We start from the raw sequence: 13,415 nt of genomic DNA on the forward strand, positions 1-13,415 counted from the left end.
CGGTGGCCCGTGGCCGCCGGCGGTTCGTCGTGTCCGGGCCCCGTGAGGACTCGCGGTATGCTCTGGGGAGCGCCTGCCGCTCCGCCCCCGAAGGACTGAACTCTTGAACTCGACGACCGATTCGCTCGAAGACGCCCCGGCGCACCGCAGCTTCGGACGGAAGCTTCTAGGGTGGCTCACCGAGGGCGTGCTGATCCTGATCGGCGCAGTCGTCATCGCCACGCTCCTGCGCACCTTCGTCGGGCAGATGTTCGTCATCCCGTCCGGCTCCATGGAGAACACCCTCAAAGTCAACGACAGGGTACTTGTTGCCAAGTTCGGTGGCTTCCAGCGCGGCGACGTGGTGGTGTTCGAGGACCCAGGATCCTGGCTCGGGCCCAGCACCCCGTCGACCAATCCCGTCAAGATCGCGCTCGAGTTCGTGGGAGTGCTGCCCAGCTCCGGCACCGAACACCTGATCAAGCGGGTGGTCGGGATGCCTGGAGATCATGTGCGCAGCACCGAGGACGGGAAGATCGAGGTCAACGGCTCGGTCCTCGACGAGACGGGCTACCTCTACAGCGAGGAGGGCATTCAGGTGGCGCCGGTCACGGTCCCCTTCGACATCGTCGTGCCCGCGGACCGGCTCTTCGTGATGGGTGACCACCGCAACGCGTCGGCTGATTCCCGATGCCGGCTGGCGGAGGTCTCGCAGAACCCGGGGGAGAGTGCCTTCGTGCCCACCAGCAAGGTGGTGGGCGCCGCAGTGGCCATCGTGTCCCCCCTGGACCGGCTCGCCACCTTTACGCTCCCTGAGACTTTCACGGAAGTCCCGGCTGCCGTGGAGCCCGCGCCCGAGGAGCCCGAGCTCATCCATGTGGAGCCCGGCTGCTGATGATCCGGCTCGGACGGGGTGCCTACGGGTACGAGCGGGCTTTGGTGCGCGCGGGCCTGGGGCCGGTGGCGGGCGCCGACGAGGCAGGCAGGGGAGCCTGCGCCGGTCCGCTTGTGGCGGCGGCGGTCATTCTGGACCCGGGCCGCCCGATCGTCGGCCTCGATGATTCCAAAGTGCTGTCCGAGGCGACGCGCGAACGATTGTTCGAGGAGATCACCCGCCGTGCCACGGCCGTGGCAGTGGCGGTGGTCGAGGCCGATGAGTGCGATCGTCTGGGCATGCACCAGGCAGACCTGCAGGGGCTGCGACGGGCGGTCGGCCGGCTGGATGTGGCACCCAACTTCGTGTTGACCGACGGATTCGCCGTCGATGGACTGGGCGTCCCGGGGCTGGCGATGTGGAAGGGGGACAAGGTGGCCGCCTGCGTAAGCGCGGCCTCCATCATCGCGAAGGTGACGCGCGACCGCATCATGGTGGCTCACGACGCTTCATATCCGGCATACGGGTTCGCCGTCCACAAGGGGTATTGCACCTCGGTCCACCAGTCTGCGCTGGACCGGCACGGACCCTCCGCGATCCACCGGTGGTGCTTCGACAACGTGTCGAGAACGGCTAGAGTGATGGAACCATGAGCGCCGAGGATCTAGAACAATACGAGAGCAAGCTTGAGCTCGATCTGTACCGCGAGTACAAGGACGTGGTGGGCATCTTCACCTACGCCGTGGAGACCGAGCGGCGCTTCTACCTGTGCAACGCCGTGGATCTGAAGGTGCGCACTGAGGGCGGTGACGTCTACTACGAGGTCTCCATGGGTGACGCCTGGGTGTGGGACATGTACCGCCCGGCCCGCTTCGTGAAGTCGGCGAAGGTGCTGACGTTCCGCGACGTGTCCATCGAGGAGATCGCGCACTCGGATCTGCAGGTGCCCGAAAACCAGTAGTCCCACCACCTGTGGATAACGGGATTGAGGTGGTGTCGCTTCCGATCAAGGGATCGGAAGGTGGTGGCCATGGAAACCCCAACACAGGCCCTCGGGCGCCGCGGCGAAGACAAGGCCGTGGAGTATCTGGAAGCCCGCGGCTGGCGGGTGCTGGAACGCAACTGGCGTTGCCGCGAGGGCGAGATCGACATCGTCGCAGCAGAACCGGACGGGAAGACGCTCGTCGTCGTGGAGGTGAAGTCACGCTCAGGGTTGGGCTTCGGCTCGCCGATTGAGACCATCACCTACGCGAAGGCCTGCCGGTTGCGCAGGCTTGCCGCGCTGTACGTCAGGCAGTCAGGGTTGCGCCCCAAGCTCATCCGCGTGGATGGCATCGGCGTGCTCTGGCCGCGCGGTGGCGAATGCGAGTTCACCTACGCTCGAGGGATCGACGAATGGTAGGCCGACGGGTGTGGTCGGTGGCACTGTCCGGGATCAACGGCTTTCCTGTCGAGGTTGAGGCCGCCAAGGGAGGCGGGCTGCCGAGAGTTCAGCTGGTGGGTCTTCCCGACGCCGCGCTGAGCGAGGCCAAGGCGCGGGTGCGGGCAGCCGTCCTGGCCACCGGCTTGTCCTGGCCCCCGGGGCTGGTCACCATCAATCTGTCGCCTGCGGGCCTCCCGAAGGCCGGCACCCACTACGACGTGGCCATCGCCGTGGCGGCGCTCATCGCGGAGGGCCAGATGGAACTCGTCTCGGACACCCGCACAGTCCTGGTGGGCGAACTGGGCCTGGATGGCCGGATCCGCAAGGTCCGCGGGGTGCTCCCCGCGATGCTTGCGGCGGCCAAGGCGGGATTCGAACGGGCGATCGTGCCTGCGGGTCAACAGGCTGAGGCGTCCCTCGTGCCGGGCCTCACCGTGTGGGGGGCCGGCCGGCTTGCCGAGGTTGTCGATCTGCTGGAGGGCAAGCCGGTCTTCAACCCCACTGAGGCCGCCCCCGCGTCCTCGCCTCCCCTCGAAGGCCCCGCGGGCTTCACCCCTGACCTGGCAGACGTCGTCGGTCACCAGGACGGCAAGTTCGCCCTGGAGGTGGCTGCCGCCGGGCGGCACCACCTGTTCCTCCATGGCTCTCCAGGCGTGGGCAAGACCATGCTCGCGGCCCGCCTTCCATCCATCCTCCCGGACCTGGCGGAACAGGAGGCGGTGGAGGTCTCCGCCATCCACTCCCTGGCCGGCCGGGAGCTCACAGGGCTCATCCAACGGCCACCCTATGCGGACCCGCACCACTCCGTGACCCCGGTGGCGCTCGTGGGTGGCGGCACTTCCGAACTCAAACCCGGGGCGATCTCGATGGCGCACCGTGGCGTGCTCTTCCTGGATGAGGCTCCAGATTTCGGTGCCAAACTCGACGCCCTGCGGACCCCCCTGGAGGACGGCACCATCACGGTGAGCAGGGCCAGGCACACCACCACGTTTCCTGCCCGATTCCAGCTCATCATGGCCGCCAATCCGTGTCCCTGCGGCTCCCATGGCGTGGCTGGCATGGAGTGCACCTGCGATCCGATGAGAGTGCGACGGTACCAGGAGCGGATGAGCGGGCCCATCCTGGACAGAATCGACATCAAGCACCAGATGGCGGGCATCAACAGGGTCCTGCTGGACGTGGCCTCTGGCAGCGCCGAGTCCAGCGCCACGGTGCTGTCGCGGGTGGTGGAGGCCCGTGACAGGCAGCGTCGCCGCCTTGCAGACACGCCGTGGTCCACCAACGGTGAGGTGCCGGGCCCTTATCTCCGCCAGCAGCTGAGCCTCCCGACGGATCTCGGCGTGCTGAACACGGCGCTCCAGAGGGGTGTGCTCAGCGCCCGAGGTGTGGACAAGGTGATCAGGCTGGCCTGGACCCTCACGGACCTCGCCGGCCGGGACAGGGTGGGCAGCCGTGAGCTGCGGGCCGCGCTCCACCTCAGGCAGGGCGAGCAGCGGAGGGGCGCCGCATGAGCGTCACTGAACGCACGGCCCGGATGGGTCTCTGCTCCCTCCAGCCCCTGGGCTCGCCCCCGCTGGTCAAGGCTGTGGAGGAGTTCGGCGCAGTGGACGTGTGGCGCGGCCTCCTGGCGCAACCCGACGGTGGGGCGCTGTCACGCAAGGCAGCCCTGGTGGACACGGGCCTCGTGGAGCGTGCGGCCGCGGCGTGCGGGGCCCGCTTTCTCATCCCCTCGGACCAGGAGTGGCCCGCCCGGCTCGGTGACCTCTACAGGGCCAACGTCGCTGGGCAGACCGGGCCGCCGCTCGGGCTCTGGGTACGCGGCGCCTCGTTGGAGGGCCTGGAGGGTGGCGTGGCTGTGGTCGGGGCCAGGGCCTGCACCTCGTACGGGGAGCAAGCATCCATCACACTCGCCGCAGACCTCGCGGCAGCAGGCACTCCGGTCATCTCCGGGTTGGCCTTCGGGGTGGATGCGGCCGCCCACCGCGGCGCCCTGGGGGTCCAGGGACTCACGGCCGCTGTGGTCGCCAGCGGACTGGATGACCCGTACCCCACCGCCAACGCGCGCCTCGCGCAGGCGGTGGCAGGATCCGGAGCACTGCTCTCCGAGCTCCCCCCCGGGGCTCGGCCCACCAGATACGCCTTCCTCGCCAGGAACCGGCTCATCGCAGCCCTGTCGGAAGCCGTGGTGGTCGTCGAGGCCTCCTCGCGCTCCGGGGCGAAGAACACGGCCTCCTGGGGCCTGGCGCTGGGGCGTCACGTGATGGCAGTGCCTGGGCCCATCACCTCGTCGTTGTCAGCCACACCCCATCGACTCATCCGCGACGGCGAGGCGGTGCTGGTGTCCACCGCCCAGGAGATCCTTGCGCTGCTGGCCCCCCTCGGAACCGCGCCGGAGCCCTCCGGGAGAGGGGCGAACCGGCCGATGGACACGCTGGCCTCACCGCTCAGGGAGATCAGGGAAGCCGTGCACACCCGCGAGGAGGTGACGGCATCGGAATTGGCGGCCCGCACAGGCCAGACCATGGTGGAGGCGTTGGCCAACGCGGCCGAACTCGTCGAATCCGGTTGGCTGGCGGAAGGGGAGGAAGGCGGTTTCCGCCTCCCGGGGCGCTGTCGCTAAACCCTCTCGGCGGTGGCAGGGGACAGCTGCTCCCGGGCGGAGACGAGCCCTTCGGTCGTCCCGGCCTGAAGACGACTCCCCGCCACGATCCGTCCCATCCCAGAGGCTCGCCTCAGGACGACGAGGACGGGGCGCCCGAGGAGCACGATCGCCAGCAGTGTGCTGATCGCCCGGCCCGTGTCCCAACCTCCGGTGGACGTGATCAGGGTGAACCAGCCGAACCGGGCCAGGTTCTCCGTCATCGGGGCTCCGGCGACGTAGTCGAGGCTGCCCGCGCCACCGTCGATCCCCGTGATGAACGGCCAGAACCACATGTTCATCAGCGCGCCGTAAGCGTAGGCGGAGATGACGCCGAAGGCGCCCAGCATGGCCACCTCGGCCCCGCCCCGCACCCGCTTGGGGAGCAGCCCCGCCCCCAGGCCGATCCATGCGGCCCCCAACATCTGGAACGGCAACCACGGCCCCACCCCGGCCGTCAGCAGCGCGGAGGCGAACATCGACAGGAAGCCCAGCAGATAGCCGAACCCGGGGCCGAAGACCCTCCCTGCAAGGATCAACAGGAAGAAGGCGGACTCCAGGCCGGCCGTGCCGGGGCCCAGCGCCGGCCTGAGTGCCGCGTTCAGGGCGGACAGCACGCCGAGCACAGCCAGCGACCGCGCATCGAGGCCGCCCTCGCTCACCTGGGCCACCACCAGCAGAAGCACCACCGGAAGCAGGGCGGCGAAGACGAACGGCGCGTCGCCCGTGTGCTGGGGGGTGACCCCGATGGCAGGGATGAGGAGAGGCCATCCGATCGCGAACAGCCCTAACAGGGATGAGGCGCCTATCACCGCCCAGGTCCGCCAGCCCAGCTGGACGCCGACGAGCGGAGCGGGAATCGTCACGGTGGATTCATCGCGCATCGAGGTACTCCTGCACTGTCAGGATGGGGATCGGATTGGCCACCTTGGCCACCTGCGTGGCCAACAGCGCCGAGCCGGCGAGGATGTCGCGGGTGGGCCCGTCCGAAACCACCTCGCCCTCAGCCATCACCACCACGCGGGAGCAGCTCTGAGCCACCATCTCCACGTCATGGGTGGCGATCATCACGGCCCGGCCCTCGGCCGCCATCGCGGCGACGATGTCGGCGAGCACGGCCTTGGCCGCGTAGTCCAGGCCTCGGGTGGGTTCATCGAGCAGCACCACTGGGGGGTTGCCCGCCAGTTCCACGGCCAGCACCACAGCGAGCTTCTGCCCCTCGGAAAGGTCGCGGGGGTGGGCTTGGGGGTCGATGCCTGGGACCAGGCGCCGGAGGAGGGCCGCGGTTGTCCCCTCCGGGAGCCCGGCGGCCTGATCGCCGGCCAGGCATTCCGCCTCCACGGTGGCCAGGTACAACAGGTCGGTCGGAGTCTGCGGGACGAGGGCGACCCTGGCCCCATCCGTGAGGGTCACTCGGCCGGCGTCACGGCGTCCCGCGCCGTGAAGGGCCCACATCAGGCTGGACTTGCCGCAGCCGTTGCGCCCCATCAGGGCCGTCACCTCTCCTGCGTGCAGGCTGAGGTCGACATCGGACACCGCGACAGTCTCGCCGTACCGGACCACGAGGCCGTGGCCGGCCAGCACGCGCCGCCCCGGGGGCGGTGCCGTGGGAAGCGCAGGGGGGAGCTCGAGCCATGCGCGGCGCTGCTCGGAGCCTGGACGCCTCGCCTCACGGATCGTCAGGGGGAGGGGCGACCATCCCAGCCTGGCGCCGAGCTCCACCAGCGGCGGTTTGATGGGAGACAGTTCCAGCACGTCCCGAGTGGGGCCATGCAGGACCGTGCGTCCCACCAGGAGCACGCTGTCGGCAAACTCGATCACCCGCTCCATGCGGTGCTCGGCGATGACGACGGTGGTGCCAAGATCCCGCACCAACCGGCTGATGATCGCCAGGACTTCCTCCGCCGCGATCGGGTCCAGTGCGGAGGTGGGCTCGTCCAGGACGAGAACCTTCGGTGAGCTGGCCAGCACGCTGGCGATCGCCACCCGCTGCTGTTGGCCTCCGGAGAGGGTGCGCAGCGCCCGCGACCGCAGCTCGGCGATGCCCAACAGGTCGAGCGTTTCCTCCACGCGGCGCCGCATCTCCACAGCGGCGAACCCGAGTTGTTCCATGGAGTAGGCGATCTCGTCCTCGACGGTGTCGGTGACGAAACCGGCCAGCGGGTCCTGGCCCACGTAGCCCACCGTCGTGGCGAGCTCGCGGGGCGGGAGAAAGGTGGTGTCGCGGCCGTCGATCCGGATGCGGCCGGTGCGCACCCCTCCGGTGAAGCGGGGGACGAGGTTGTTGATGCAGCCGAGCAGCGTTGACTTACCGCACCCCGTGGGGCCGACGACGAGGCACAGTTCGCCCTCGTCGATGGTGAAGCTCACACCGTTGAGCCTCAGGGTGTCGTTGGCGGCGTAGCGGAAGGAGATGTCGTCGAAACTGATCATCGGGCGGTCCTCACCGTGACCGGTTCCGGCGCCAGGAGAGCGGGGAGGAACGCCACCGCAAGTGCTCCCGCGAGGAGGGGTGTGAGGGTCGGCCACGCCAGCGGGACGAGCGTTGGGAAGAGGACGGCGGCGTCGTCTCCCGACCCTACCCAGCTCACGACCGCGGCGGCGCCCACGCCCGAGGCGAGGACGAGGCTCTCATCCACACTCCAGGGGATGGGCCGGTACTGGGTGCGGCGGACGGAGGCCCCCGAGACCCGGAGCGCAGCGGCAGCGGCGGCCAGACCGCCCAGGAGGAGGCCGGCTGCCAGCAGCGGAATCCCGAACACCGGATAGTCAGGGGAACGGGCCAGGAACCGGAACGACCACACCGCCAGCAGCATCATGGCCAGCAGGCCGAGAGCCAGCGACAGCCTGCGTTGGCCCCGCGAGGAGGTGCCTGCCCGGCCGAACCCCCGGACATCCATCGATGCTGCGAGGGAGAGTGAGCGCTCCAGCGCATCGGAGAGAACGGGAACGATGATGGTCTCAACCGCGCGCAGCTTCGCCCGTCGGTTGGTCCCGTCAGGGCTGCGGCGTAGTCGTCGGGCGCGCAGCACACGTTGCAGGGATTCACCGAGTTGGGGAAGGGCGCTCACAGCCACGACGAGCACAGTGCCGGCCTCGTAGAAGGCGCCGGGCAGGCTTGCCAGCAACTTCCTGGGGTTGGCCAGGGCATTGGCCGCACCGATGCACACCACGATCGTGGCCAACCTCAATCCGTCATAGAGCCCCGCGAGGAGCGATTCAAGCGACACCGGGCCGAGCAACCGGATGCCCGTCACCCAGGAGGGAAGGGGCACCTCCGGCAGCGTGAACAGGATGGTGGGCCCGTCGCCGCCGCCGAAGATGATCCGGAAGACCACCCGCAGCACCACGATGAACAGGGCCAACCACAGGTAGAGCGAGAAGGACTTCGCCCACGGGCTGTCGCCCCGCTTGGAGAGGGTGACTACGCAGGCGACGGCGATGAGCCCCGTCAGGAGCAGTGGGTTGGTGGTCATGGAGGCGGCAGCTGCCAGCGCCAGCGCCCAGGCCCACCACGAGAACGGGTGGAGCTGGCGCGGCAGCCTCGGCCGCGACATCACTGTCCGCGGCGTCGCCACCACACCAGGCCACCGGCGGCGGCCAGGGCCACCACCACGCCGATCCCGATGATGGTGCCGGTGGGCACTCCAGAAGCGGGCTCGTCGTCTTCGGCGTCCGTGGCCGGCGCGGAGGCATCCGCCGAGGCGATGGGGGACGCCGACGCATCCGGTGCGGCCGAGGAGGCATCGGGTGTCGTTGCTGGGACGGACTCCGACGGTGCGGCGGAGGAGTCCTCAGGCTCGGCGGCCTCATCGGAGAGGGGGTTGAACTGAGGGGCTTCCTGCGGCTGGTTGTAGTCCTCGAGGAGGCGCCAGCCGATCACCTGTCCGGCCTCGGGCACCAGATCCCCGGCACCGACCTGCGCGAACACCCATTCGCCCAGCTGCCCGTCCTCGACCGACGCGGTCCACAGGCTCCACCACTGCGGGTCCTCGGCTGTGACGCCGTCGACGGTGATGAAGAACGCTCCCTGGTCCGCCGCCAGCCCGGTGCTGACCATGGCCTCGGTGGCGGTGGCGAACTCGGTGGCGCAGGCGCCGGTGACCTCTTCGTGCTCCACGTGCACCCAGACGTTGCCGGCATCGACGCAGGCCACTGCCGTTTCGTCGGCCGATGCGTGGGGCGCGAGGCCTGAGAGCCCGACCGCCAGCAGGGCAGCGAGAGGAAGCGCCCAGCGGCGCGTGGTGATGGGGGACATGTGGACCTCTATCCGTTGGTCCGTCGGCCAAGGGTTCTCCGCTGGTTCGCGACGGAAGTGAAACGACCTCTGTGTTGACCGGCGGTCCGACTCCCCACAGGTGGGTTCACGGTTGCGCGACAGTTCCGGGATCGCACCGGATTCACCTGCCAACGGCGACACATTACCCCACCGCTAGGCTGGGCCTCACCCCTACCCTCGAGGAGCGCGCATGCTGCCCCAGGCCCTCGTCTTCGACATGGACGGCACGTTGACCGACACTGAGGCCGTGTGGGACGTGGTGAGGCGCGGCCTCGCGACTGACGCCGGCCTCCCGTGGCCCGACGGCGCCACCCAGGCGATGATGGGGATGAGCACCCAGGAGTGGAGCTCCTTCCTCGTGCACACTGTGGGGCTGCCCGTCGCGCCCGAGGAGGCGGCCCGGCTCACGGTGGAGGCGATGGCCGAGCACTATCGTGGCGGGATCACGTTGCTGCCAGGCGCTGTGGAATCGGTCCGGCGCATGGCCGAGCTCTGCCCTGTGGCGATCGCGAGCTCGTCGCCACGGCTGCTGATCGACGCGGCGGTGGAGGTGATGGGCCTGACTGACGTGTTGACGGCCACCGTGTCCACCGAGGAGGTGGCACGCGGGAAGCCCTCCCCGGACGGCTACCTGCGCGCCTGCGAACTCCTGGGGGCAGATCCCCGGCTCAGCGTCGCCGTCGAGGACGCGCCCAACGGACTCCTCTCGGCGCTGGCCGCGGGGATGGCCGTGGTGGCAGTCCCCCCGCACTTCCACCCGCCGGCGGCCGAGCTCCTCGCCCGGACGACCGTTCTCGGGAGTCTCAACGAGCTCACCCCCGAGCTCGTCGAGACGCTCATCCCAGCTGCCACGTGACCTGACGGCCGAGCGTGCCGGCGAGTTCCTCAGCTGCGCCGGGGCGGGTGGACGTCTCCAGCCGTGCCTTCATCGCGTCGATCCGCTGGCCGATGCCGAGCCGCTCCGCCGCCGCAGCATTGGTGGGTTCCTCGATGAACTTCGTCATGGCCGCCACCGCGTTGCGTTGGTGCGTCGAGTCCGACTCGCTCTGCGACTCCAACCGGGCGCGGTACCACGCCGAGGACAGCACGTCCTCGCGGTCGAAGAGGCGGCGGAACCGCTCGTCGTGCAGGGTCATCCCGTCGGACTCGCCGGTGGCCATGATCTCCAGTAGCGCCCTGATCGGCGGAACGGCCAGGGCGACCGTGCCGTCGTCGAGGTAGGACTGGGCGACCCGCTTGTGCGTGGTCACGATGGTGCGCACGGAGGCGACGTAGGCCGCCACGTCCTGCAACTCGGGTTGCAGCATGTTCTCCGAGAACACCACGTGTGGGTGCATGAAGATCCGGCCGAAGTACTTGGCCTGGAACTTCGACGTCATGCGGTAGCCGAGCCGGCTGGCCTCGATGAGCTCGCCCTCATGCTCGAAGTCAGGGACCTGCTCGAGCGCACCCTCGGCGATGAGGCATCGGGCGTCTCGCTCCTCGGGCGTCATCCGGGAGAACACCTCCGGCACCAGGAGCGAGATGTCGTGATCGACCCGCACGTTGGGGCCGATCACACCGGCGCTGGAGAGCCAGCCGTCGTAGCCGGTCAGCGCGAACGACAGGAACGCGGCGTTGAGGTCGATCACCGAGGGCAGGGCGTTGAACGGACCTTTGGTCATCGCGCCCTCTGAACCGGCCCCCGTCGTCGAAGGCGACTTGCCGGTCATCGACGAGATGAATTCCATGAACAGCTCGGGCAACTCCATGTAGTGGAGCGGGGCGTAGGCGCACAGCGGCGGCACGCCGTCCTCCGCCGCGTTGTTGCGCCGACCCGCCGCCACCACGTCCACGGGGAGACGCAGCGGCTCGGCCATGGCCAGCCTCCGATGGAGCCGTGCCACCATCTCGGCCAGCACCGTCTCCTTGGGACGGGCGATGTCCTGTCGGACCTGAAGGTAGCGGGGATTCTTGGACCGCGCGCCGTTGATCAGCCGCGGGTGCGCCGAGGAGACGAAGTAGCCGGGGACCCCCTCGCCGCCCTTGGCCACTCTCCGGATCAGCTCCTGGATGGGCTTGGAGAAGGTGGAGAACGCGATGGCGTCGTCGACGAGCTCGCGGGCGTCCGCAGTGGTCAACGGCTCGAAGTTGCTGAGGAAGGCGCCGCCGGCGATGTCGAACTCTGCCTGCCTGTCGTAGCCGCGGTGGATCGCATCGTCGGGCCGCTGGAACAGGAGCTGTTCGCAGTTGGTGACGTACTTCCTCGACAGGCCGTCCTCGCGCCCGGCGACCGTGCCTGGGACCACGATGCTGGCGGTGATGTCGTCTTCTGTCTGCACCTTCGCGGCGGGGTGGAAGTCGTGCCTGAGGCCGAACAGGCGCCAAGACCCGTCAGGGGCGAATCCCACGCGCAGCATGTTGACGGTGATCTTGTCGCCGTCGAGGCGCAGCGCGTGCCCCGCCCGTCCGTTGATGCGCCCCACCGAGAAGTGGGGGGCCCACTCGCCGCCCCACTCGGGGCGGTAGAAGCGCTTGACGACGAACACCAGTTCCTTGATGTGGTGTGGGATGGACTCCACCCAGGCGTTGTACTCGTCGGTGTAGTCGGGGCTCGGGGTGAGCAGCTTGATCACGCTGCCCACGGAGCGCTCATCGGACAGGAGCGGGCGGAAATCGGCGGCGGCGGGATCGAGGAAGCGTTGCGAGAAGTCGCGGACCACGATGGCGTCCACCTGGGCCATGTCCTCGACGAAGTCCGCCACGTAGGCGTTACCGAACACGAACGCGTCCGTGATGGACTTTGAGATCTCGGACTTGCCGCCCCCGGAGACCGTGGCCGGCTTGTGGCACGACGTGGCGATGGGGGAGGTGCCGAGCAGCGTCCACTGGGCGCCGTCGGCCTCGATGTGGGCCAGTTCGACGACGTAGCCGTCGGGGCTGACGTAATAGGTGTCGGCCCGCAGTGCGATCGTGCTCGCAGCTCCGTCTCTGCCCCAGGTGATGGTGCTGTCGCGCAGGGAGAAGGTGGCCAACTCCGGCACGAGCACGATGTGTGGCTGCTCAAGGTCCAGGGCGTGCCCCTCCGGTTGCCGCGCGAAGCGCTCCGGGTTCCGGGCGATGACGTCGTCCAGGCGGTAGGACGGGTCCCCGTAGGTGTGGGTGTAGGTCTGGCCAAGGTTGTAGCGGGGGAAGGTGATGGCGCCGCCCGAATGCTCCTCCTCGACCATGCCGAGGAGGTTGGCCGAATAGCTGATCTGCGCCTTGACCTCCTTCTTGCAGTAGCCGAAGTAGTTGTCCGCGATGACGGTGACGATGACGCCCCGCTCGTCCCTGGCGCAGGCTTTGAACGCGGAGCCGTTGTTGTACAGCTCGTTCTCGTCGCGCCAGCACATCCCGTCGCGGCGCTGGCGTTGGCTGGCGTCGTCGTAGTGGGGGAGCCCCAGTTCCTTCTTGGTGAGCCGGGTGAGGTGCGGGGCCAGGACCACGAGGCCGGTGTGCCCGGTCCACTCGGCGGGGTTGAGCGAGCCGTCGTTCTCCGGCAGGTAGGGGTCGCCGCCGTTGCCGAAGATGCCCTCCACGAAGTCGAGGTTTGCCATCAACGTGGCTGGTGCGATGAAGCGGGTCTCCATCCGGCGTTCGACGGTGTAGCCGGGCACGGCTGGGACGACGATCGGGCGCAGCAGCAGCGAGACCCAGCATTTCGGCTGATCCGGCTGCGCGGCGGTGTAGGGCAGCACCATGGCCTCGTCGGGCGGAAGGAACGCCTGCTCCATCAACCGCCCGAAGACACCGCGGGGAACCGCGATCTTGTCGTCCTGAATGGGGAGGCCACCCTCGGCGATGTGGAACACGCCCTTGGTGGTGCGACGGTCGTTGGCCGGGTTGTGCAGGATGCCGTTGACGAGGCGGTAGCTGGTGAGGAGCTCCGAGGTGAACGTGTCACCGTCGACGGGCAGCGACATCTCGCGTGCCAGCCCGGCCTGATCGAGTACCAGGGTCTGTCGCGGCAGGCAGGGCTGGGCCCCGGTTCCGTCGAGGTAGGAATCGAGAAAGTTCTGGATTCGGGTGTCGACGGCGGGTAGCCGGTGGGCGAGGCGCCTGTTGAGTTCGCGTTGCCGCGCCAGGATGGGCCGGACCAGATCCACTGCGCGCCCGGCCGCACCCTCAGAGGGCAGCGGGAGCCCGAGCAGGCCGAGGCGGAGGTTGATAGCTGCGGTGTCCGCGAAAGTCGCCATGGTTC

At 69.0% G+C, this 13,415-nt stretch carries 12 protein-coding genes; 7 read left to right on the forward strand and 5 right to left on the reverse strand.

Translation table 11 applies throughout. The annotated features are described in order from the left end of the window. The first annotated feature begins 103 nt into the window (after positions 1 to 103). From lepB to dprA, 6 genes are all read left to right on the forward strand, one after another. Entirely contained in the window at positions 104 to 874 is a 771-nt protein-coding gene (gene lepB, locus ACZK39_RS08430; RefSeq protein ID WP_182799435.1) for a signal peptidase I, read from the forward strand. Further along, entirely contained in the window at positions 874 to 1,506 is a 633-nt protein-coding gene (locus ACZK39_RS08435) for a ribonuclease HII (protein ID WP_459054677.1), read from the forward strand. Before lepB ends, ACZK39_RS08435 begins: the two co-directional genes overlap by 1 nt. Next, positions 1,503 to 1,814, forward strand: a complete 312-nt coding sequence (locus ACZK39_RS08440) for a DUF2469 domain-containing protein (RefSeq protein ID WP_182783763.1) — start codon at positions 1,503 to 1,505, stop codon at positions 1,812 to 1,814. The genes ACZK39_RS08435 and ACZK39_RS08440 overlap by 4 nt, the downstream gene beginning before the upstream one ends. Positions 1,815 to 1,883: 69 nt before the next feature. Further along, positions 1,884 to 2,255, forward strand: a complete 372-nt coding sequence (locus tag ACZK39_RS08445; protein ID WP_182799561.1) for a YraN family protein — start codon at positions 1,884 to 1,886, stop codon at positions 2,253 to 2,255. Then, on the forward strand, positions 2,249 to 3,787 hold the full coding sequence (locus ACZK39_RS08450) for a YifB family Mg chelatase-like AAA ATPase (RefSeq protein ID WP_182799437.1): 1,539 nt from the start codon (positions 2,249 to 2,251) through the stop codon (positions 3,785 to 3,787). The genes ACZK39_RS08445 and ACZK39_RS08450 overlap by 7 nt, the downstream gene beginning before the upstream one ends. Further along, on the forward strand, positions 3,784 to 4,896 hold the full coding sequence (gene dprA, locus ACZK39_RS08455; RefSeq protein WP_459054676.1) for a DNA-processing protein DprA: 1,113 nt from the start codon (positions 3,784 to 3,786) through the stop codon (positions 4,894 to 4,896). The genes ACZK39_RS08450 and dprA overlap by 4 nt, the downstream gene beginning before the upstream one ends. Here the strand turns inward: dprA and ACZK39_RS08460 are convergent. From ACZK39_RS08460 to ACZK39_RS08475, 4 genes are read right to left on the reverse strand one after another with little or no spacing between them, the layout of a single operon-like run. Continuing rightward, positions 4,893 to 5,798: an ECF transporter S component gene (locus tag ACZK39_RS08460; RefSeq protein ID WP_459054675.1), complete on the reverse strand. Its 906-nt coding sequence runs from the start codon at positions 5,796 to 5,798 to the stop codon at positions 4,893 to 4,895. The genes dprA and ACZK39_RS08460 overlap by 4 nt on opposite strands. Continuing rightward, complete coding sequence (locus ACZK39_RS08465; protein WP_459054674.1) at positions 5,788 to 7,347, reverse strand: ABC transporter ATP-binding protein; 1,560 nt, start codon at positions 7,345 to 7,347, stop codon at positions 5,788 to 5,790. Before ACZK39_RS08465 ends, ACZK39_RS08460 begins: the two co-directional genes overlap by 11 nt. After that, positions 7,344 to 8,492, reverse strand: a complete 1,149-nt coding sequence (locus tag ACZK39_RS08470) for a CbiQ family ECF transporter T component (RefSeq protein WP_370586074.1) — start codon at positions 8,490 to 8,492, stop codon at positions 7,344 to 7,346. Before ACZK39_RS08470 ends, ACZK39_RS08465 begins: the two co-directional genes overlap by 4 nt. Next, entirely contained in the window at positions 8,471 to 9,172 is a 702-nt protein-coding gene (locus tag ACZK39_RS08475; protein WP_182799441.1) for a hypothetical protein, read from the reverse strand. Before ACZK39_RS08475 ends, ACZK39_RS08470 begins: the two co-directional genes overlap by 22 nt. A gap of 211 nt (positions 9,173 to 9,383) precedes the next feature. Here ACZK39_RS08475 and ACZK39_RS08480 point away from each other — a divergent pair, with 211 nt between their 5' ends. Beyond that, positions 9,384 to 10,049 carry an HAD family hydrolase gene (locus ACZK39_RS08480; RefSeq protein WP_459054673.1) on the forward strand — a complete coding sequence of 222 codons (666 nt, stop codon included), beginning with the start codon at positions 9,384 to 9,386 and terminating at the stop codon, positions 10,047 to 10,049. Here ACZK39_RS08480 and ACZK39_RS08485 read toward each other — a convergent pair. Next, a complete protein-coding gene (locus tag ACZK39_RS08485; protein ID WP_182783779.1) occupies positions 10,030 to 13,410 on the reverse strand; it encodes a PPi-type phosphoenolpyruvate carboxykinase family protein in 3,381 nt (1,126 codons plus the stop codon). The two genes, ACZK39_RS08480 and ACZK39_RS08485, sit on opposite strands and share 20 nt — an antisense overlap. Positions 13,411 to 13,415: the final 5 nt, after the last annotated feature.

Source organism: Tessaracoccus luoxuelianae (genome assembly GCF_055326245.1).

Excerpts from the sequence above, each read along its gene's own strand:
- ACZK39_RS08435 (WP_459054677.1), top strand. The coding sequence starts at position 874 with ATGATCCGGCTCGGACGGGGTGCCTACGGGTACGAGCGGGCTTTGGTG.
- ACZK39_RS08440 (WP_182783763.1), top strand. The coding sequence starts at position 1,503 with ATGAGCGCCGAGGATCTAGAACAATACGAGAGCAAGCTTGAGCTCGAT.
- ACZK39_RS08445 (WP_182799561.1), top strand. The coding sequence starts at position 1,884 with ATGGAAACCCCAACACAGGCCCTCGGGCGCCGCGGCGAAGACAAGGCC.
- ACZK39_RS08450 (WP_182799437.1), top strand. The coding sequence starts at position 2,249 with ATGGTAGGCCGACGGGTGTGGTCGGTGGCACTGTCCGGGATCAACGGC.
- dprA (WP_459054676.1), top strand. The coding sequence starts at position 3,784 with ATGAGCGTCACTGAACGCACGGCCCGGATGGGTCTCTGCTCCCTCCAG.
- ACZK39_RS08460 (WP_459054675.1), bottom strand. The coding sequence starts at position 5,798 with ATGCGCGATGAATCCACCGTGACGATTCCCGCTCCGCTCGTCGGCGTC.
- ACZK39_RS08465 (WP_459054674.1), bottom strand. The coding sequence starts at position 7,347 with ATGATCAGTTTCGACGACATCTCCTTCCGCTACGCCGCCAACGACACC.
- ACZK39_RS08475 (WP_182799441.1), bottom strand. The coding sequence starts at position 9,172 with ATGTCCCCCATCACCACGCGCCGCTGGGCGCTTCCTCTCGCTGCCCTG.
- ACZK39_RS08480 (WP_459054673.1), top strand. The coding sequence starts at position 9,384 with ATGCTGCCCCAGGCCCTCGTCTTCGACATGGACGGCACGTTGACCGAC.
- ACZK39_RS08485 (WP_182783779.1), bottom strand. The coding sequence starts at position 13,410 with ATGGCGACTTTCGCGGACACCGCAGCTATCAACCTCCGCCTCGGCCTG.